The sequence below is a fragment of the Streptomyces sparsogenes subsp. cuspidosporus genome (assembly GCF_039532705.1).
GTDB lineage: Bacteria > Actinomycetota > Actinomycetes > Streptomycetales > Streptomycetaceae > Streptomyces > Streptomyces sparsogenes.
Map to the genome: position 1 here is coordinate 184,849 of NZ_BAAASD010000011.1, position 19,774 is coordinate 204,622.

A 19,774-nucleotide genomic window follows, 5' to 3' on the forward strand; every position below is an offset into this window, starting at 1 on the left:
TCAGCCACACAGCCTGCCTGCTTTCGGCCATTTAGCATCACCTGAAACTGTTTTTTCTTGCACTTTGCAATGCTTGCCTCAGGCGTACGTCCTGCCCGGGAGGCAAAAAGTTAACGGAAGTTGACGGGGCCTCAAACCTGCCTGGCCCGGGGGCGCTAGCCGGCGTCCCTCACGACGCGAAGGGCGCCTGACGACGGGCCTTGCCTTTTCTTGACCTCTTTTTCTGACCGGATCCCCGGCCTGGGGCACCCCCCGGCAGCCGGGGGAGCAACGCGCCGAGCGCGGCCAGCGTCCATGCCCCAGAGGCACCCCACGCCATCGCGTGCCCCACGGACACCAGGCGGTGCTGCCCCTCGGTGGTGCCGAGGACGGCCGAGGACATGGCGTACATGCCCAGCGGGAAGACGATCGTCCACCAGGTCGGCTCATAGGCGAGCGGCACCCGGTGCACTCCGTGCCGCCAGATCCCGGCGGCCAGCAGCACCGGTACCAGAAGGGTTATCCAGCCCCACATCGCCAGCAGGAAATCGGCCACGGCCCCGCCCGTGGGCGCGGGGTCGAGCCCCTGGGGGACGAGCCGGGCGCCGGCCAGCAGGCTGATGGCGCAGGCGCCCATGGTGACCCAGTACGGCGGGGTCAGCTCCCGCGGCCGCAGGCCGACGGACACCACCCGGCCCGCCACCGCCGCGGCCACCGCCACGTACAGCGCCACCCCCAGCACCCAGCCGGCCACCTTCGCCGCCAGGGCCCGGTGGGGCTCCAGCGCGCCCCCTGCCAGCACCAACGACTGCAGGCCCACCACGCACAGGAACCAGCTGCCGTCCACGTGCCGCGGCACTCCCCCGACCCCGAGACCGCGCACCACGCGCGCCGCGCACCACATCAGGGCCAGCCATACGGGCAGCGCCACGGCCAGCAGGACCGCCGCCACCGGCCGCCCCGGCCCGGCCGCCAGCCGGGTGGCGAGGACGTCGGATCCCGCCACGAAGGTGAAGAAGCCGAACACCTTCGCCGGCTCCCGCAGCTCCCGCGCCACGTCCCGCCGATGTCTCGCCAGCCGCCGCGCCCAGCCCGCCAGGAGCAGTCCGTACAGCGCCACGGCCACCGCGAGCAGCCCGTCGGACAGCCGTCGCGCGCCTGCCGCCCCGACGGCCTGGGAGACGATGCCGGTCGCCATCACCGGCGCGAATCCGCCGGGCCGCAGCTCCGGCTCCACCCGCACCCACTTCGTCCACATCACGCCAGCAGGCTGCCACCGGCCGGGCGGGCCGACGCCGTGCCTCGGCGGCGCCGACGCCGGACGGGGGTGTGTTCGGCCAACGGCACCCCATGATTTCGCCACGCCGTCTTGGTAATCGCTTGGCGCCGGGCAGAGACATCCAATACCCGACGGGCCGCCGCCCGGCCCCGTCCGGGCCGGGCAGGTCGAAGCCCTGTCGCGAACGGCGCCGCGAACAGGTGAACACCCCCGTCGCAAGGGGCCGGAAGGTCCTTGCGAAGCCCGCCGGGAAGCCTCCGGGAAGTCTTCCGGGGGTCCTGTGGGGAGCCTCCGGGGGGCATTCCGGGCGGGGTCGGCGGGGTCGGCGGGGTCGGCGGGGTCGGCGGGGTCGGCGGGGTCGGCGGGGTCGGCGGGGGCCGAACGGGCCGGGTGCGGGCTCGTTCGGCCCCCGCTCGGCCCTCGTGCGGGCACCGCGCGGGGCTTGCGGGCACCGCGCGGGCCTCGTGCGGACCCCGTGCGGGCACCGGCCGGGCGTCGTGCGGACACCGGCCGGGGCTTGCGGACACCGGCCGGGGCTTGCGGGCACCGCCCGGCCCTCCTGCGGGCACCGCCCGGCCCTCCTGCAGGCAACCGCGCGGGCACCGCCCGGGCCTCGCGCGGGCACCGCCCGGGCCTCGCGCAGGCACCGGCCGGGCCTCGCGCAGGCACCGCCCGGGCCTCGCGCAGGCACCGGCCGGGCCAGGCCGGCCCGGGCCGGCCGGCTACGCCTCGGCCCGCTGCGCCCCCTGGGCCGCTTCGGCCTCCTCGGCCTCCTCGGCCTTCTCGGTCCCTTCGGCCTCCTTGGCCTCCTTGGCCTCCTCGGCCTCTTGCCCTTCTCGGACCCGCAGCGCCCGGCGCAGGTCGTCGATCTGGTCGGCGAGGCGGCGGCGCAGCGCCGGGGACGGGGCGGCGGACGGGTCGTCGGCGCTCAGGCACTCCTCCCCCAGCCGCAGGGTCGTCGCGTCCACCGTGGTCGGGAAGCCCCAGCGGGCGACCGCGTCGGCGATGGCGGGACCGCGGCGGGTGGCCACGGCGACGGCGGCCGGGAAGTAGGCGGGGACGTACTCGGCGAGCAGGCCGTGCTGCTCGGGCTGCCAGAAGCCCCCGGCCGTGGCGGTGACGAGGTAGTTGGACAGCTCGGGGCCGCCGTCGGTGGCGAAGAGCGCGGCCCAGGCGGCGCGCTTGGCGTCGGCGTCGGGGAGGGCGGCGCGGCAGCGGGCGGCGCCCTCCTGGCCGGTGGCGCTGGAGTCCCGGGCGAGTTCGGCGTCGATGTCGTCGGGAGTGGCGGCGCCGAGGACGGCGAGCCGCCCGAGGATCTGCCAGCGCAGCTCGGGGTCGAGGGCCGGGCCGCCGGGCACGGTGTCCCCGTCGAGCCAGTCGCGCAGCTCGGCGGCCGAGGTAGCGCTGTCGACGAAGGTGCGTACGGCGGCGAGCCGCAGGCCGGGGCCGGAGCCGTCCTCGGTGCGGCGCAGCAGGTCGCGGCAGGTGGCGGTGATGGTGGCGAGGGCGGCGGCGCGCCGGTGCGCGGGGAGGTAGCGGTCGGCGATCTGGGTGCGGGCGAAGGCCAGGACGCCCTGGACGATGGCTATGTCGGTCTCGTGCGGGAGGTGGGCGCGGGCGGCGTCGAGATAGGCACCGGGTGCCAGTTCGCCGTCGCGCACCATGTCGCGGGCGGCGTTCCAGACGACGGCGCGGGCGACGGCGTCGGGGAGGCCGGACAGGGAGCGTACGACGGTCTTCCAGGAGCCGGGGTCGAGCCGGATCTTGGCGTAGGTGAGGTCGCCGTCGTTGAGGAGCAGCAGGTCGGGGCGGGGGCCGGTGAAGGAGAGGGTCAGGGTGGAGCCGTCGCCGCCCGGGGTCCCGTCCGGCGCGTCGCCGGGCGCGCCGTTCAGCTCGGCCTCGACGCGGTCGCGCAGCACCAGCTTGTGGGGGGCGGCGGGCTCGTGGTCGTACAGGCCGATGGCGATGCGGTGCGGGCGGGTCGTGCCGGTGTCGTGGCTGCCCCGGTGGTGGATCTCGGCGGTCCACTGGCCGCCGTTGGCGGTGATCGTCGGGGTGAGGGTGTCCACGCCGGTGGTGCGCAGCCAGCGGTCGGCCCAGGTGTGCACGTCGCGGCCGGACGCCTCGGCGAGGGAGTCGATGAAGTCGGCGAGGGTGGCGTTGCCGAAGCGGTGGCGGGCGAAGTGGGTGTTGATGCCGGCGAGGAAGTCCTTCTGGCCGAGCCAGGCGACGAGCTGGCGCAGCGCGGAGGCGCCCTTGGCGTAGGAGATGCCGTCGAAGTTGAGGCGGGCGGCGCCGGTGTCGGGGACCTGCTCGGGCTCGGGGGCCACGGGGTGGGTGGAGGGGCGCTGGTCGGCGTCGTAGCCCCAGTTCTTGCGGCGGACCCCGAAGTCGGCCCAGGTGTCGGTGTAGCGGGTGGTCTCGGTGAGGGTCTGGTAGCCCATGTACTCGGCGAAGGACTCGTTGAGCCAGATGTCGTCCCACCACTTCATGGTGACCAGGTCGCCGAACCACATGTGGGCCATCTCGTGGGCGATGACCATGGCGCGGGTCTGCCGTTCGGCGTCGGTGACGGCGGAGCGGTAGACGAATTCGTCGCGGAAGGTGACGAGGCCGGGGTTCTCCATGGCGCCGGAGTTGAACTCGGGGACGAAGGCCTGGTCGTAGGAGTCGAAGGGGTACGGCTCCTCGAAGATCTCGTGGTAGCGGTCGAAGCAGCGGCGGGTGATGTCGAAGAGCTCCTCGGCGTCGGCGTCGAGGTAGGGCGCGAGGGAGCGGCGTACGTGCAGGCCGAAGGGGAGTCCGGCGTGCTCGGTGCGCACCGAGTGGTACGGGCCGGCGGCCAGCGCGACCAGGTAGGTGCTGATGGGCGGGGTGGGCGCGACGCTCCAGCGGCCCTCGTCGGGTTCGCCGACGCGGGTGGCGATGCCGTTGCCGAGGACGGTCCACTCGGGCGGGGCGGTGACGTGCACCTCGAAGACGGCCTTGAGGTCGGGCTGGTCGAAGGCCGCGAAGACGCCGTTGGCGTCGGACATGCAGCACATGGTGTAGAGGTACGTCTCGCCGTCGGCGGGGTCGGTGAAGCGGTGCATGCCCTCGCCGGTGCGGGAGTAGCGCATGTCCGCCTCGACGCGCAGCTCGTGCTCGCCCTCGGCGAGGCCGGTGAGCGGCAGCCGCTCCTCGGCGATCAGGTCCTCGGCGTTGTCGAGGGGCAGCTCCCGGCCGTCGAGGACGACGCGGTGCAGGGCGGCCGGGTTGAGCTCGACGAAGGTGTCCGCGTCCGGTTCGCGCGCGCTGAAGCGGATGGTGGTGATGGAGCCGAAGGTCTCGTCGCCCCGGGTCAGGTCGAGGTCGATGGTGTAGCGGTGCACCTCGATGAGGCGGGCTCGGGTCTGCGCTTCGTCGCGCGTCAGTACGGACATGGGGACATGCTGCCCTACTCCCCGCGGGCGTCACACGCGTGGGAAGGGGTTCCTCGGGGCGGTGGGGTTCCGCGCGGGTCCGGGGGGTGGTGCGCCCGGCGTGTGGTGGTGTGTCCCGGCCCAGGCGTGGGCGGCGCGGGCGGTCGCGGGCACACCGGGGCCACGCGGCCGCGCCGGGCCCGCGCCGCCCGCCGCCCCCCGTTCCCCGCTGCCGCGCCTACGAGCGCGCGATCGTCTCGTGGTGGCGGATGACCTCGGCGATGATGAAGTTCAGGAGCTTCTCCGCGAAGGCCGGGTCGAGCTTGGCGCTTTCCGCGAGGTCGCGGAGGCGCTCGATCTGGCGGGCTTCCCGGGCGGGGTCGGCCGGGGGGAGTTTGTGGGCGGCCTTGAGGTAGCCGACCTGCTGGGTGCACTTGAAGCGCTCGGCCAGCATGTGGACCACGGCCGCGTCGATGTTGTCGATGGAGTCGCGCAGCCGGGTCAGCTCGGCGCGGACGGACTCGTCGATGTCGTCGTTGGTGCTCATGGCGGCGGTCCCGTCGGTCCCCTCGGTCTCGGTGTGCTTCATGACCAGTGACCCTATGCGGCCCGGAGCGGTCCGGTGACCAGTGGGTGGCCGGGGCGGGGGTCGCGGGACCGCCTCCGGTCCCTGTGGGGGGTTGGGTGAGGGTCTGGAGGCGGTCGACCGCTCGGAGTGCTCTCCCCGGTTGAGCTCCTCCACCGTGGAGGAGTGCGGTACGGAGCCGTGGGTTCCATCCGGGCCGGGGTTTCTGGGGGCGCCTATGCTCACGCTCGTGATCGCGAAGCTGCAGTGCACCGTCATCGACTGTCCCGACCCCGTCGCGCTGGCCCGCTTCTACGCGGGGATCCTGGGCGGGCGGGTGCACGAGAGCGACCCGGGGTGGGTGACGCTCACCTCTCCGGAGGGCCAGCGGTTCGCCTTCCAGGCGGCCCCGGACCACAGGCCGCCGCGCTGGCCCGACCCGGACCATCCGCAGCAGTTCCATCTGGACTTCGACGTGGACACGATCGAAGACGTGGAGCGCGCTCAGGTGGAGGTGATCGCGCTGGGGGCGACGTTCCTGTACGACAGCGGCGGGGAGCGGTCCGGGTTCCGGGTGTTCAGCGATCCGGCGGGGCACCCCTTCTGCCTCTGTTACGGGCAGAGCTGACGCGTACGGGCAGAGCCGACGCGTTCGCGCCCCTGGCCGACGGGCCAGGGGCGCGAGTGGTGGGTCAGCCGCCGAGCTGGGTGGCGCCCGCCTTGATGTCCTTGGCGAAGGTGCTCACCTCGGTGTAGACGCCGGGCTTGCCGGGCCGGGCGCAGCCGTCGCCCCAGCTGACGATGCCGACCTGGATCCACTGTCCGGCCTCGTCCTTGCGGAACATCGGGCCGCCGGAGTCGCCCTGGCAGGTGTCGACGCCGCCGGTGTCCATGAGCCCGGCGCAGATCTCCTCGCCCGCGACGAGGTCGCTGTACGCCGTCTTGCAGGTGGCGTCGTCGACGAACGGCACGGTGGCCTTGAGCAGGTAGCGCTGCTGGGCGCCGCCTTCCCTGGCGGCGCCCCAGCCGGCGACGGTGAAGTCGCCCTTGTTGTAGGCGGTGGTCTCGGCGATCTTGAGGGTGGGCTGGTTGATGGGCTTGGCGAGCTTGATCAGTGCCCAGTCCTTGCCGGTGCCGTTGTAACCCGGGGCCTGGAGCACGCGGGTGGACTTGACCTTGATGGCGCTGGAGCTCTGGAGGTCCACGACGCCGGCGGTGGCGGTGATGGAGGTGTTCGCGCCGCTGCCGGACACGCAGTGGGCGGCGGTGAGCACGATGTCCTGGGTGTAGAGGGCGCCGCCACAGCCCATGGACAGCCGCACCATGAAGGGGAATTCGCCCTGGGCGGCGCGGGTGCCGCCCACGACGGAGGGGACGGGCTCGGCGCTCTTGGCCTGAGCCACGGAGGGGCTGGGTTCGGCGCCCTTGGCCTGGGCCAGGGAGGTGCCGGGCATCAGGCTGAACGCGGCGAGAGCGACCGCTCCGACGGCGGCCGATCTCTTGACGGGCTTCCGGAGGTTCCGCAACGGGATTCCTTTCGTGGGGGGTTGGGGCACTTGCCAGGCTCATGCCAAGTGCGTTGCGATTATCCGGACGGCTCGAACGACATGACAAGGGGCGCTTTCCAGCCACACCGAGCGCCCCGGCCTGCGCCACGGCCAGGGCGGACGCCCGTAAAGTGACAATATGGGGCACGGCGAACAGCGGGGACGGGGTGGCGGTGTGAGGGCACCGGGCAGCGACATCGAGCACGGCTTTCCGCACCTGGAGACCGTCCGGGCCGCGCTGACCGCGCTCTACCGGCGGCTGTCGTACGACGGGGTGCGCACCTACGGGCTGAGCGTGGCCCCCGGCGATGTGGCCTTCTCCGACCAGGACGACCTGTATCTCGGCGTCCAGCGCGTCGCGCGGGTCATGGTGCGGCACCTGCGGCTGCCGGACGCCCGGGTGATCGTGAGCTTCCGCGAGATGCGACACGCCGCGAACATCGAACTGACCGCCGGCCCGGAGTACTTCATCGAGCTCAACTCCCGCTTCAAGACCCACCGCCGCGACATCGGCGCGGCCCTCGCCCACGAGGTCACCCACGTCTATCTGCACCGGCTCGACCTGGCGTTCCCCGGCACCCGCGACAACGAGATCCTCACCGACACCACCGCCGCGTACCTCGGCGCGGGCTGGCTGCTGCTCGACGCCTACCGCGAGGACTCGGTCTCCAGCCAGAAGCTCGGCTATCTGACCCCGGAGGAGTTCGGGTACGTGCTGGCCAAGCGGGCCCTGGCGTTCGGCGAGGACCCCGCCGTCTGGTTCACCAGCCCGCAGGCGTACGAGGCGTACGACGAGGGTCTGGCCGTGGCCCGGCGCGACGAGCGGCAGCCGCCGCTGGCCGCGTCGGGCTGGGCGGGCCGCCGCCGCTACGCGCGGGACCGTCGCTGGGCGCTGGGCGACCCCGAGGCGCCGCCGGCGGTCGGCGCGGCCGGGTACGCCTTCGAGACCGGCTCCCCGCCGCGCGTCTCCTTCCCCTGCCCGACCTGCCGGCAGCGCATCCGGGTCCCGGTGCGCGGCAGGATGCGGGCCCGCTGTGGGCTGTGCCGCACGGTCCTGGAGTGCGACACCTGACCGCGCGACGCTCCTGACGTCGTACGCTCGGTCGCATGAGCCCCTCCATCGCCACCAACACCCGGGTCGGCCGCGACGAGCTGCTGGAGTTCGTACGGCCGCGCCACCGCGCCGTCCTGATGACCCGCCGCGCCGACGGCTCGCCCCAGGCCTCGCCCCTGACATGCGGCGTCGATGACGCGGGGCGGCTCGTGGTCTCGACCTACCCCGAGCGCGCCAAGGTCCGCAACGCGCGGCGCGATCCGGCGGTCAGCGTGATCGTGCTGTCCGACGAATGGAACGGGCCGTGGGTCCAGATCGACGGCACCGCCGAGGTGATCGACACCCCCGAGTCCGTGGAGCCGCTGGTCGAGTACTACCGCAACATCGCGGGCGAGCACCCGGACTGGGACGAGTACCGCGCCGCCATGGTCAAGCAGGGCAAGTCACTGATCCGGATCACCCCCGAGCGCTGGGGCCCGATCGCCACCGGCGGCTTCCCCGCCCGCCTGGCGGAGGACGAGGGGTGAGCGAGGGGTGAGGAGCCGGGCGCGGCGGGCCCCGTGACCTGCCGCGCCCGGGTCAGCAGCGGCCGGGGCGGGCGTACAGGACGACCACCATCCCCTGGACCTCCCGCTGGGCGCACCGGCGGAAGTACCGGTCGAGCACCTCGCGTTTCACCCGCTCCTGCGGGGTGTCGTCCAGCGGCTGGTCGGGTGGGTCGGTCACCGCGGCGATCCGCTCGGCGGTCAGCATGCGGGCGCGGATGCGGGGCGCGGGCAGCTCGATGCCGTGCAGGGTGCCCGAGGCCACCGCGTGCCGGGCCAGGGCGAGTTCCCGCAGGCCCCGGAACTCCCCGGGGCTGGACAGGATCGGCTCCCGCCGCCTGGCGGGCATGAACAGCACCCCGTCGCCGGGCCTGGTCAGCTCCCGTACGGCGCGCGCCGCGGCCATCGGGTCGTCCAGGCGGCTCTGCGGCGTGCGCAGGTGGATCGAGCACGGCAGCAGAGCGGCCACCGCGACGGCGGCCAGCGCCGCGGCCGCGGCCCTCGGGCGCGGCACGGCGCGCAGTACGGCCTCCAGCGCCGCGCCCGCGAGCAGCGCGAGCCCGGCGCAGGAGTAGAGGACGTACCGGTCGACGTAGATCGGGTGGAGGAAGGACACCGCCAGCAGCGTGGCCCCCGGCAGAGTCAGCAGGGGCAGCGCGAGGGCGGGCAGCGGGAGCGGGCCGGGCGCGGCCGGCGCGGCCTTGGCGCAGCCGAGCCCGACCAGCGCCAGGGCCGCGAAGCCCAGCAGCTCGGGCGGGCCCGGGGAGGCTATCCAGCCCACCAGCGCCGCCTGCTGCTGGCTGACTGTCGCCAGCGGGGCCAGGACGACGGCCACGGCCGACGCCGCCTTGGCCCAGGCCCAGCGGACGGGCGCGGGGACGCGGGCGCAGAGCAGCGTGGCGCCGTGCGCGAGCACGGCCAGGACCGCGAACTCGTGCAGCAGGCAGGTCGCCGACGCGGCGGCGGCGTATCCGGTCCAGGTCCGCTTGCGGGGCCGGGCGACGGCGGAGAGCAGCAGGTGGGTGCTCCCCACGACCGCGGCGCAGACCAGGGCGTACGAGCGCCCCTCCTGCGCGTAGCGCTGCACCGCCGGGGCGAGCGAGAAGACCGTCCCGGCCGCCAGGCCGGTCCGTGGGCCCGCGAGCCGGTGGCCGAGCAGCGCCACCCCGGCGGCCGCCGCGGCCATGGCGAGCACCGAGGGGAGCCGCAGCGCGAGCAGCCCGCCGTCCCACAGGGCGAAGAGGCCGTGCATCAGCAGGTAGTACACGCCGTGGGCGACATCGGCGTCGCCGAGCAGACGCACGATCTGGGCGACGGAGCGGTGGGCGACCTGATAGGTCGTCGACTCGTCCCGCCACATGCTGTTTCCGCGGCGGATCCCCCACAGGCCGAGCGCCAGCGTCAGCCCGGCCGGGGCCAGCGCGACGGCGGCGCGCCCCGGGCGGCGGGGCGGCCGGGGCCCGGTCCCGGGGCGGGTGCGCGGGAGGCCCGGGGCGGTGTCGAGGGCGGGCGAGCGGGCCATGGGAAGGGGACTCCGATCGGAGCGGACGGCGGAGGGGGCCGGCGGGCGGTCGCGGGTCAGCCCCGTCGGCGCCCGATCCACCACAGGCAGAAGGCGGCGAGCGCGGCGGCCGCGGCCAGGCAGATGCCCGCCTGTATCCACTGGAGGGGCCAGAAGTGGCCGAGGGGGTGGTAGTCCGCGTACTGCGCGAGCAGGTGGTGGCGGTCGAAGCAGCGCATGCGGGAGGCCGGGTCGGCGATCGAGTCGCAGCCGGTCTCGGCGATCCGGCCGCCGGACCGGGTGAGGTAGCCCGAGTCGAGCCGCCACGCGTCGGCGGGCGTCTCCGGGTAGGTGCCGGCGTTCGCGGTGGCGGTGTGCGGGGACAGCAGCCGGGGGCGCAGCCACTGGAGGCCGTACAGGGCGCCGGCGGTGAGGGTGAGGGCGCAGGCCATGGCGGGCAGGGTCCGCCGGAGCAGCAGTCCGCAGGCCGTGCCGAGGAGGAGGGACAGCAGGGACAGCGCCACGGGGGCCGGGCCGGCCGCGTCGAAGGGCACGGCGGTGCCCCATGCGACGCCGTCGAACAGGGCGCGGTCGGGCCACCACCACCAGGTGAACAGCGCGGCCAGCAGCGTGGTGGCGGCCACGGTGGCGGCGGCGGGGACGGCGAGGGTGGCGAGGAGCCAGCGCCTCCTGTCGACGGACTGGGACCAGACGACGGTGGCGGTGCCGCTCTCCAGTTCGCGCGCGACCAGGGGCGCGCCGACGAAGGCCCCGATGACGGCGGGGAGGGCGAGCATCAGCCGCCCGGTGGTGAGCAGCGGCGTGCGATACGTCCCCAGGTGGCTGTAGGCCTGGGCCAGCGCGGTGGGACGGTCGCTCTCGGACCCCACCCGCCTGCCCCCGCAGTCCTGCCACAGCCGGCAGCCGGTCAGGTGGTGGTCGGCGACGAAGGCGGCCATTCCGGTGCGCTGGTGGGCGAGGTATCCGGCGAGGGCGAGGACGAGCACGCCGCCCGCCAGCAGGGCGGCGCGCCGGCGGCGCCAGGCCAGCCAGAGCGGGCCGCGCGGGCCCGGGCCGGCGCCGGTGGCGCGGGGGCCGGGGCGGGAGATGGTTCCGGTCGTCACGCCGTCTCCTTCACAGCGGGTCGGCGCCGGACCCACCACACGCAGAACGCGGCGAGCGCGGCGGCCGCGGACAGGCAGATCCCGGCCTGGATCCACTGGAGGGGCCAGTAGTGGCCCGCCGGGTGCAGTTCCTCGTACGCCCGCCGGGTGGCGCCGAGCCGGGCGAGGCAGTTCTCCGTGCCGCTGCCGCCGTCGGCGGACAGGCAGCGCTCCAGCGGGATCTTCGCCCCGGAGGGGGTGAGCTGTCCCAGGGGCCCGCCGCGCCAGGAGGTGTGGAAGACCTCGTCGGGGACGCGCCCGAAGTCGCCGGTGGCGTCGGAGACCACGGTGGTGCGTGGCATGAGGTGCGGGCGCAGGGTGTCCAGGCCGTACTGGGCGCCGGCGCCGGCCGCCAGGGTGGCGGCCATGGCGGGCAGGGTGCGCGGCAGCAGCAGTCCGATCGCCGCGCCGAGGAAGAAGAGCAGCGCGGCGAGGGCCACCTGCGCCGGGCCCGTGGTGTCGAAGGGCACGGCGGTGCCCCAGGCGACGTCCGGCAGCGCGAGCCGGGCGGCCCGCCACCACCAGGTGTAGAGGGCGGACAGGGCGGTGGTGCCGGCCAGCACGGCGGCGGCGGGCAGCGCGAGCTTGGCGACGGCCCAGCGGACCCGGCCGACGGACTGGGACCACATCAGCCGGTAGGTGCCGCTCTCCAGTTCGCGGGCGAACAGGGGGGCGCCGAGGAAGACGCCGGCCAGCGCGGGCAGGGCGAGGATCAGCCGCCCGGTGTTCAGCAGCGGGTCGCGGTAGGCGCGGTGGACGTGGGCGTACGCCTCGGAGTGCGGCCCGCAGCCGGCGCGCCACTGCGCGCAGTCCTCGATGCCGTGCGCCCGCAGATAGCCGACCATGTCGGCGCGCATCCACAGGATGTACGCGGCGACGGCCGCGACCAGGACGAGGCCCGCGCAGAGGGCGGCCCGGTGCTGACGCCCCACCAGCCACAGCAGCCCTCGTACGGGCGGGTGTTCGCGGGGCGCGGCGGGCCGTGCCGGGACCGTGTTCACGCCCCGGCCTCCGGGGCGGCCGGACGCGCTCCGGCCGTGAGCAGCGGCGGGGCGTCGGGGGCGCGCAGGTAGCCGAGGAGGACCTCCTCCAGGGTGGGTTCCCGGACGATCCAGCCGTCCTCGGCCGGGGCGCCCCGGGGGCGTATCAGCGCGGTGAGCTGACGGCCCGTCGCGCGGGCCTCGACCACGGTGTGGCGGGCGATCTCGGCGGGTGTCGTGCCGTGGGGGCCGCGCGGGCCGGTGACGAGGCGGTGGGCGGACTGGAGGGCGTCGGTCTCGCCCGCGAGGCGGATCCGGCCGCCGCCGACCAGCAGCAGGTAGTCGCAGACGCCGTCGAGTTCGGCGAGCACATGGGTGGAGATGACCACGCTGGTGCCGTGTTCGGCGGCCTCGGCCATCAGGGCGCCCATCGTCCGGTGCCGGCGCAGCGGGTCCTGGTCGGACATGGGTTCGTCGAGCAGCAGCAGGTCGGCGCGTTTGCCGAGGGCGAGGGCCAGGGCCACGCAGGTGCGCTGCCCGCCGGAGAGGGAGCCGACGCGCGCGGTCGGCTCCACCTCGGCCTCGGCGACGAAGCGCTCGGCGGCGGCCTGGTCCCAGCCGGGGTTGAGCTCGCGGCCCAGGCGGAGGGTCTCGGCGACGGTGAAGCGCGGGTAGAGGGGCTTGTCCTGGGCGACGAAGGCGACGCGCCGCCGGGCCTCGGCCGACCTCGGGTCGGCGCCGAAGACCCGTACGGTCCCGGTGGTCGGCGCGAGCAGGTCCGCGGCCAGGGACAGCAGGGTGCTCTTGCCCGAGCCGTTGGGGCCGACCAGGGCGCAGATCCGCCCGGCGGGCAGCCGGAAGGAGACGTCCCGCAGGGCCCAGCCGCGCCGGTATCTCTTGCCCAGCCCGGTGGCCTCCAGGGCGGTGGAGGGATCGTGTCGGTGGGTCACCCGTTCTCCCCGTTTCGGACCGTGCTCTCGCCGGTGGCGGTGCGGGCGGTGGTGGTGTCGTCGTCGCGAAAGCGCTCGTCGAGGACGGAGGCGATGAGCGCGGCGATGTCCTCGCGGTCGAGACCGGCGGCGCGCGCCCGGTCCGTCCAGGCGGCCAGTTCGGCGCGCAGCGGCGAGTCGGCGGCCGCGCCGGGGCGGGCCAGGGAGCGCCGTACGAAGGTGCCGAGGCCGGGCCGCGGCTCGACCAGGCCCTCGCGCTCCAGTTCCCGGTAGGCCTTCAGGACGGTGTTCGGGTTGATGGCGGTGGCCGCGACGACCTCCTTGGCCGTGGGCAGCCGGTCCCCAGGCTGGAGCAGTCCCAGGCGCAGCGCCTGCTTGGTCTGCTGGACGATCTGGAGGTAGGTGGCGATGCCGCTGCGGCGGTCGATGCGGTATTCCACCAGCCACCACCACCCTTTCACTAATCAGTTAGTGGAATGATGGTGTGATGGTCTCCGGGCAATGTCAAGGCGGGCGGGTGGGGGCGCGGACAACACACGGCGCCCGCCCCCGGTCGGGAGGGGGCGGGCGCCGTGCACCGTTCCGTACGCCGTTGTACGGGCGGAGTCTCGGGGAGCGCCTGAGGGTGGGGTCAGACGGTCAGGGCGCGGTCCGTCGGGCGGATCGGGGCGGGCAGGGCGCTGGTCCCGGCCAGGTAGCGGTCCACGCCGCGGGCGGCCGAGCGGCCCTCGGCGATGGCCCACACGATCAGCGACTGGCCGCGGCCCGCGTCGCCGGCCACGAAGACGCCGTCCACGTTGGTGGCGAAGTCCGCGTCGCGGGCGATGTTGCCGCGCGCGTCCAGCTCCAGGCCGAACTGCCTGACCAGGCCGTTCTCCTGGTCGGTGCCGGTGAAGCCCATGGCCAGGGTGACCAGCTGGGCCGGGATCTTCCGCTCGGTGCCCGGCTTCTGCTCGAGCTTGCCGTCCTTGAACTCCACCTCGATCAGGTGGAGCCACTGCACATTGCCGTCCTCGTCGCCCTCGAAGTGGGTGGTGGAGACGGAGTAGACCCGCTCGCCGCCCTCCTCGTGGGCCGAGGTGACCTTGTAGAGCATCGGGAAGGTCGGCCAGGGGTGGGCCGGGGAGCGCTCCTCGCCCGGCCGCGGCATGATCTCCAGCTGGGTGACCGAGGCGGCGCCCTGGCGGTGGGCGGTGCCGACGCAGTCGGCGCCGGTGTCGCCGCCGCCGATCACCACCACGTGCTTGCCCTCGGCGCTGATCGGGGCGGTGACGTAGTCGCCCTCCTGCACCTTGTTGGCCAGCGGCAGGTACTCCATGGCCTGGTGGACGCCCTTGAGCTCGCGCCCGGGCACCGGCAGGTCGCGGGCGGTGGTGGCGCCGGCCGCGATGACCACGGCGTCGTAGCGCTTGCGCAGCTTGGCGGCGTCGATGTCGCGGCCGATCTCCACACCGGTGCGGAACTTGGTGCCCTCCGCGCGCATCTGCTCGATGCGCCGGTTGATGTGGCGCTTCTCCATCTTGAACTCGGGGATGCCGTAGCGCAGCAGCCCGCCGATGCGGTCGGCGCGCTCGTACACCGCGACCGTGTGGCCGGCCCGGGTCAGCTGCTGGGCGGCGGCCAGTCCGGCCGGCCCGGAGCCGATGACGGCGACGGTCTTGCCGGACAGCCGCTCGGGCGGCTGCGGGGTGACGTCGCCCGTCTCCCATGCCTTGTCGATGATGGTGACCTCGACGTTCTTGATGGTCACCGCGGGCTGGTTGATGCCCAGCACGCACGCGGCCTCGCACGGGGCGGGGCACAGCCGCCCGGTGAACTCGGGGAAGTTGTTGGTCGCGTGCAACCGCTCGCTGGCCTCCCGCCAGTCCTCGCGGTAGGCGTAGTCGTTCCACTCGGGGATCAGGTTTCCGAGCGGACAGCCGTTGTGGCAGAACGGGATGCCGCAGTCCATGCAGCGGCCGGCCTGCTTGCTGATGATCGGCAGCAGCGAGCCGGGGACGTAGACCTCGTTCCAGTCCTTGACGCGCTCGGCCACCGGGCGGGTCCTGGCGACCTCGCGGTCCGTGGTCAGAAAGCCCTTGGGATCAGCCATTGGTCGCCGCCTCCATCATCTTCTCGGTGGTCTCGGACTCGGAGAGCCCGGCTCGCTCGGCGGCGTCCTTGGCGGCGAGCACTGCCTTGTACGTGGTGGGGATGATCTTGCTGAAGCGGGTGAGGGCGGCGTCCCAGTCGGCGAGCAGGGTGCCCGCGACGGTGGAGCCGGTCTCCTCGTGGTGGCGGCGCACCACGTCGTGCAGCCACCGCTGGTCGGCGTCGTCGAGCGGCTCGATCGCATCGAGGTTGCCGGCGTTGACGTTGTCCCGGTCCAGGTCGACGACGTAGGCGATGCCCCCGGACATGCCCGCCGCGAAGTTGCGGCCGGTCGGGCCGAGCACCACGGCCCGGCCGCCGGTCATGTACTCGCAGCCGTGGTCGCCCACGCCCTCGGAGACCACGGTCGCGCCCGAGTTGCGGACGCAGAACCGCTCGCCGACGCTGCCGCGCAGGAACATCTCGCCGCCGGTGGCGCCGTAGGCGAGGGTGTTGCCCGCGATGGTCGAGTACTCGGCCAGGTGGTCGGCGCCCCGGTCCGGGCGGACGATCACCCGGCCGCCGGACAGGCCCTTGCCGACGTAGTCGTTGGCGTCGCCCTCCAGCCGCAGGGTGACGCCGTGCGGCAGGAACGCCCCGAAGGACTGGCCGGCCGAGCCGGTGAAGGTGATGTCGACGGTGTCCTCGGGCAGGCCCGCGCCACCGAACTTCCGGGTCACCTCGTGGCCGAGCATGGTACCCACGGTCCGGTTGATGTTGCGGATCGCGACCTGGGCGCGGACCGGCTGGGCCGCCTCGGCGCTCTCCGCGTTCAGCGCGTCGGCCGCGAGCTTGATCAGCTGGTTGTCCAGCGCCTTCTCCAGGCCGTGGTCCTGGCCCACCACCTGGTGGCGCGCCGCGCCCTCGGGCAGGTCGGGGACGTACAGCAGCGGGGCGAGGTCCAGCCCCTGCGCCTTCCAGTGCGCCACGGCCCGGGCGGTGTCCAGCAGCTCGGCGTGGCCGACGGCCTCGTCGAGGGTGCGGAAGCCCAGCTCGGCCAGCAGCTCGCGGACCTCCTCGGCGATGAACTCGAAGAAGTTCACCACGAACTCCGGCTTGCCGCTGAACCGCTCGCGCAGCACCGGGTTCTGGGTGGCGATGCCGACCGGGCAGGTGTCCAGGTGGCACACGCGCATCATCACGCAGCCGGAGACCACCAGCGGGGCGGTCGCGAAGCCGAACTCCTCCGCGCCGAGCAGCGCGGCGATCACCACGTCGCGGCCGGTCTTCAGCTGACCGTCGGTCTGCACCACGATGCGGTCGCGCAGGCCGTTGAGCAGCAGCGTCTGCTGGGTCTCGGCCAGGCCGAGCTCCCAGGGGCCGCCCGCGTGCTTGAGCGAGGTGAGCGGGGAGGCGCCGGTGCCGCCGTCGTGACCGGAGATCAGCACCACGTCGGCGTGCGCCTTGGAGACGCCCGCGGCCACGGTGCCGACCCCGACCTCGGAGACCAGCTTGACGTGAATGCGCGCCTTCGGGTTGGCGTTCTTCAGGTCGTGGATGAGCTGGGCGAGGTCCTCGATGGAGTAGATGTCGTGGTGCGGCGGCGGGGAGATCAGGCCGACGCCCGGGGTGGAGTGCCGGGTCCTGGCCACCCACGGGTAGACCTTGTGGCCGGGCAGCTGGCCGCCCTCGCCGGGCTTGGCGCCCTGCGCCATCTTGATCTGGATGTCGTCGGAGTTGACCAGGTACTCGCTGGTGACGCCGAAGCGGCCGGAGGCCACCTGCTTGATCGCCGAGCGGCGCTCCGGGTCGTACAGGCGCTCCGGGTCCTCGCCGCCCTCGCCGGTGTTGGACTTGGCGCCCAGCCGGTTCATGGCGATGGCCAGGGTCTCGTGCGCCTCCTGGGAGATGGAGCCGTACGACATGGCGCCGGTGGAGAAGCGCTTGACGATCTCACTGGCGGGCTCGACCTCCTCGAGGGGGATCGAGGGCCGGTCGCTCTTGAAGGCGAACAGGCCGCGCAGCGTCATCAGCCGCTCGGACTGCTCGTTCACCCGCTCGGTGTACTTCTTGAAGATGTCGAAGCGCCGGGAGCGGGTGGAGTGCTGGAGCCGGAAGACCGTCTCGGGGTCGAAGAGGTGCGGCTCGCCCTCGCGGCGCCACTGGTACTCGCCGCCGATCTCCAGCGCCCGGTGGGCGGAGGGGACGCCGGAGGCGGGGTACGCCTTGGCGTGCCGGGCGGCGACCTCCTGGGCGACGACGTCCAGGCCCGCGCCGCCGATCTTGGTGGCGGTGCCGTGGAAGTAGCTGTCCACGAAGGCCTCGTCCAGGCCGACGGCCTCAAAGACCTGCGCGCCGCGGTAGGAGGCCACGGTGGAGATGCCCATCTTGGACATCACCTTGAGCACGCCCTTGCCGAGCGCCTTGATCAGGTTGCGGATCGCGGTCTCGGCCTCGAGGCCCGGCAAGAAGGTACCGGCGCGGACCAGGTCCTCGACGGACTCCATGGCCAGGTAGGGGTTGACGGCCGCGGCGCCGTAGCCGATCAGCAGCGCGACATGGTGCACCTCGCGGACGTCGCCCGCCTCGACCAGCAGGCCCACCTGGGTGCGCTGCTTGGTGCGGATGAGGTGGTGGTGGACGGCGGAGGTGAGCAGCAGGGAGGGGATCGGGGCGTGCTCGGCGTCCGAGTGGCGGTCGGAGAGCACGATCAGCCGGGCGCCGTCCTCGATGGCGGCGTCGGCCTCCGCACAGATCTCCGCCAGCCGCGCGGCCAGCGCCTCGCCGCCCCCGCCGACCCGGTACAGGCCCGAGAGGGTGGCGGCCTTCAGGCCCGGCATGTCGCCGTCGGCGTTGATGTGGATGAGCTTGGCCAGCTCGTCGTTGTCGATCACCGGGAAGGGCAGGGTGACGCTGCGGCAGGAGGCCGGGGTCGGCTCCAGCAGATTGCCCTGCGGGCCCAGCGAGGAGATCAGCGAGGTGACCAACTCCTCGCGGATGGCGTCCAGCGGCGGGTTGGTGACCTGCGCGAACAGCTGGGTGAAGTAGTCGAACAGCAGCCGCGGCCGCTCGGAGAGGGCGGCGATCGGGGAGTCGGTGCCCATCGAGCCGATCGGCTCGGCGCCGGTCTTGGCCATCGGGGCCAGGATGACCCGCAGCTCCTCCTCGGTGTAGCCGAAGGTCTGCTGGCGGCGGGTAACCGAGGCGTGGGTGTGCACGATGTGCTCACGCTCGGGCAGGTCGGCCAGGTCGATCAGGCCCGCGTCCAGCCAGTCGCCGTACGGCTGCTCGGCGGCGAGCGCGGCCTTGATCTCGTCGTCCTCGATGATGCGGTGCTCGGCGGTGTCGACCAGGAACATCCGGCCCGGCTGGAGCCGGCCCTTGCGCACCACCTTGGCCGGGTCGATGTCCAGGACGCCGACCTCGGAGGCCAGTACGACCAGGCCGTCGTCGGTGACCCAGTAGCGCCCGGGCCGCAGGCCGTTGCGGTCCAGGACCGCGCCGACCTGGGTGCCGTCGGTGAAGGTGACGCAGGCCGGGCCGTCCCAGGGCTCCATCAGCGTGGAGTGGTACTGGTAGAAGGCGCGCCGCGCCGGGTCCATGGAGGGGTGGTTCTCCCAGGCCTCGGGGACCATCATCAGCACGCTGTGCGGCAGCGAGCGGCCGCCGAGGTGGAGCAGCTCCAGGACCTCGTCGAAGGTCGCGGAGTCGGAGGCGTCGGGGGTGCAGATCGGGAAGATCCGCTCCAGGCCCTTGTCCCCGAACAGGTCGCTGACCAGCTGCGACTCCCGGGCGCGCATCCAGTTGCGGTTGCCCTTGACCGTGTTGATCTCGCCGTTGTGGGCGACGAAGCGGTACGGGTGGGCCAGCGGCCAGCTCGGGAAGGTGTTGGTGGAGAAGCGTGAGTGGACCAGCGCGATCGCGGTGGCGAAGCGGCGGTCGGACAGGTCGGGGAAGAACGGCTCCAGCTGGCCGGTGGTCAGCATCCCCTTGTAGACCAGGGTGCGCGAGGACAGCGACGGGAAGTAGACCCCGGCCTCCCGCTCGGCGCGCTTGCGCAGCACGAACGCCTTGCGGTCCAGGGCGAGCCCGCTGCTGGCGCCGTCGGTGACGAAGAGCTGGCGGAAGGCGGGCATGGTGGCGCGCGCGCCGTTGCCCAGCAGCTCGGGGGCGACCGGGACCTCGCGCCAGCCGAGGACGGTCAGGCCCTCCTCGGCGGCGAGGCGCTCGATGTGGCCGGCGGCGCCCTCGGCCTCCCCGTCCGGGAGGAAGGCGATGCCCACGGCGTACGAGCCGGCCTCGGGGAGCTCGAAGCCGCTGACGCTCTCCCGCAGGAAGGCGTCGGGGACCTGCACCAGGATGCCCGCGCCGTCACCGGAGTCCGGCTCGGAACCGGTGGCCCCGCGGTGCTCGAGGTTGCGCAGGACGGTCAGAGCCTGCTCCACGAGCTCATGGCTGGCCTCGCCGGTGAGGGTCGCCACGAAGCCGACGCCACAGGCGTCGTGCTCATCGCGCGGGTCGTACATCCCCTGTCGGGCGGGGTGGGACGCGGAACGCATCGGCTCTCCCGTCGTCGTCTACGGCATGTGGGTGTGCCGAGGGACGACGCTGGCCCTCCGCCAAGAAATTTTCGTGCAGGTTACATGATGAGTCGGATCCCGAGAAGTGGATAGCTCGTTCCACCATGCGGACAACGTGCACGAGGGATGAAGTGAGGCAAGGGGGATCAAACGATCACCC

The 19,774-nt window shown here is 73.6% G+C and carries 14 protein-coding genes; 3 read left to right on the forward strand and 11 right to left on the reverse strand.

What is annotated here, in order from left to right; translation table 11 throughout:
- Positions 1 to 169: 169 nt before the first annotated feature.
- From ABFY07_RS16380 to ABFY07_RS16390, 3 genes are all read right to left on the reverse strand, one after another.
- Positions 170 to 1,237, reverse strand: coding sequence for a tellurite resistance/C4-dicarboxylate transporter family protein (locus ABFY07_RS16380; protein WP_346175241.1), 1,068 nt, complete (start codon positions 1,235 to 1,237; stop codon positions 170 to 172).
- Positions 1,238 to 1,980: 743 nt separating this feature from the next.
- Positions 1,981 to 4,680 carry an aminopeptidase N gene (gene pepN / locus ABFY07_RS16385; protein WP_346175207.1) on the reverse strand — a complete coding sequence of 900 codons (2,700 nt, stop codon included), beginning with the start codon at positions 4,678 to 4,680 and terminating at the stop codon, positions 1,981 to 1,983.
- A gap of 217 nt (positions 4,681 to 4,897) precedes the next feature.
- Positions 4,898 to 5,206, reverse strand: coding sequence for a chorismate mutase (locus ABFY07_RS16390; RefSeq protein ID WP_065958616.1), 309 nt, complete (start codon positions 5,204 to 5,206; stop codon positions 4,898 to 4,900).
- A 268-nt stretch (positions 5,207 to 5,474) separates the two neighbouring features.
- On the opposite strand from ABFY07_RS16390, the gene ABFY07_RS16395 reads away from it, so the two are divergent.
- On the forward strand, positions 5,475 to 5,852 hold the full coding sequence (locus ABFY07_RS16395) for a VOC family protein (protein WP_346175208.1): 378 nt from the start codon (positions 5,475 to 5,477) through the stop codon (positions 5,850 to 5,852).
- A gap of 64 nt (positions 5,853 to 5,916) precedes the next feature.
- Here the strand turns inward: ABFY07_RS16395 and ABFY07_RS16400 are convergent, their stop codons facing one another.
- Positions 5,917 to 6,750, reverse strand: a complete 834-nt coding sequence (locus tag ABFY07_RS16400) for a S1 family peptidase (RefSeq protein WP_346175209.1) — start codon at positions 6,748 to 6,750, stop codon at positions 5,917 to 5,919.
- A gap of 160 nt (positions 6,751 to 6,910) precedes the next feature.
- Here ABFY07_RS16400 and ABFY07_RS16405 point away from each other — a divergent pair, with 160 nt between their 5' ends.
- The gene (locus ABFY07_RS16405; RefSeq protein WP_346175210.1) at positions 6,911 to 7,843 is read left to right on the forward strand and encodes a hypothetical protein; all 933 of its coding nucleotides are present in this window, start codon (positions 6,911 to 6,913) and stop codon (positions 7,841 to 7,843) included.
- Between the two features lie 35 nt (positions 7,844 to 7,878).
- On the forward strand, positions 7,879 to 8,352 hold the full coding sequence (locus tag ABFY07_RS16410) for a PPOX class F420-dependent oxidoreductase (protein WP_065958502.1): 474 nt from the start codon (positions 7,879 to 7,881) through the stop codon (positions 8,350 to 8,352).
- Between the two features lie 52 nt (positions 8,353 to 8,404).
- On the opposite strand, the gene ABFY07_RS16415 is transcribed toward ABFY07_RS16410, so the two are convergent.
- The 7 genes from ABFY07_RS16415 to gltB form a co-directional block, all read right to left on the reverse strand.
- Complete coding sequence (locus ABFY07_RS16415; protein ID WP_346175211.1) at positions 8,405 to 9,892, reverse strand: glycosyltransferase family 39 protein; 1,488 nt, start codon at positions 9,890 to 9,892, stop codon at positions 8,405 to 8,407.
- Positions 9,893 to 9,948: 56 nt separating this feature from the next.
- On the reverse strand, positions 9,949 to 10,995 hold the full coding sequence (locus tag ABFY07_RS16420) for a transporter (RefSeq protein WP_346175212.1): 1,047 nt from the start codon (positions 10,993 to 10,995) through the stop codon (positions 9,949 to 9,951).
- Positions 10,992 to 12,035: a translation initiation factor IF-2 gene (locus ABFY07_RS16425; RefSeq protein ID WP_346175213.1), complete on the reverse strand. Its 1,044-nt coding sequence runs from the start codon at positions 12,033 to 12,035 to the stop codon at positions 10,992 to 10,994. The genes ABFY07_RS16420 and ABFY07_RS16425 overlap by 4 nt, the downstream gene beginning before the upstream one ends.
- Entirely contained in the window at positions 12,032 to 12,964 is a 933-nt protein-coding gene (locus tag ABFY07_RS16430) for an ABC transporter ATP-binding protein (RefSeq protein ID WP_346175214.1), read from the reverse strand. The genes ABFY07_RS16425 and ABFY07_RS16430 overlap by 4 nt, the downstream gene beginning before the upstream one ends.
- On the reverse strand, positions 12,961 to 13,407 hold the full coding sequence (locus ABFY07_RS16435) for a GntR family transcriptional regulator (protein WP_346175242.1): 447 nt from the start codon (positions 13,405 to 13,407) through the stop codon (positions 12,961 to 12,963). The genes ABFY07_RS16430 and ABFY07_RS16435 overlap by 4 nt, the downstream gene beginning before the upstream one ends.
- A 188-nt stretch (positions 13,408 to 13,595) precedes the next feature.
- Positions 13,596 to 15,056: a glutamate synthase subunit beta gene (locus ABFY07_RS16440; RefSeq protein ID WP_346175215.1), complete on the reverse strand. Its 1,461-nt coding sequence runs from the start codon at positions 15,054 to 15,056 to the stop codon at positions 13,596 to 13,598.
- The gene (gltB, locus tag ABFY07_RS16445) at positions 15,049 to 19,593 is read right to left on the reverse strand and encodes a glutamate synthase large subunit (RefSeq protein ID WP_346175216.1); all 4,545 of its coding nucleotides are present in this window, start codon (positions 19,591 to 19,593) and stop codon (positions 15,049 to 15,051) included. The genes ABFY07_RS16440 and gltB overlap by 8 nt, the downstream gene beginning before the upstream one ends.
- Positions 19,594 to 19,774: the final 181 nt, after the last annotated feature.

Bases quoted from the DNA above. Each gene is read 5' to 3' on its own strand.
- gltB (WP_346175216.1), bottom strand. From the start codon at position 19,593: ATGCGTTCCGCGTCCCACCCCGCCCGACAGGGGATGTACGACCCGCGC.
- ABFY07_RS16380 (WP_346175241.1), bottom strand. From the start codon at position 1,237: ATGTGGACGAAGTGGGTGCGGGTGGAGCCGGAGCTGCGGCCCGGCGGA.
- ABFY07_RS16440 (WP_346175215.1), bottom strand. From the start codon at position 15,056: ATGGCTGATCCCAAGGGCTTTCTGACCACGGACCGCGAGGTCGCCAGG.
- ABFY07_RS16405 (WP_346175210.1), top strand. From the start codon at position 6,911: ATGGGGCACGGCGAACAGCGGGGACGGGGTGGCGGTGTGAGGGCACCG.
- ABFY07_RS16390 (WP_065958616.1), bottom strand. From the start codon at position 5,206: ATGAGCACCAACGACGACATCGACGAGTCCGTCCGCGCCGAGCTGACC.
- ABFY07_RS16410 (WP_065958502.1), top strand. From the start codon at position 7,879: ATGAGCCCCTCCATCGCCACCAACACCCGGGTCGGCCGCGACGAGCTG.
- pepN (WP_346175207.1), bottom strand. From the start codon at position 4,680: ATGTCCGTACTGACGCGCGACGAAGCGCAGACCCGAGCCCGCCTCATC.
- ABFY07_RS16415 (WP_346175211.1), bottom strand. From the start codon at position 9,892: ATGGCCCGCTCGCCCGCCCTCGACACCGCCCCGGGCCTCCCGCGCACC.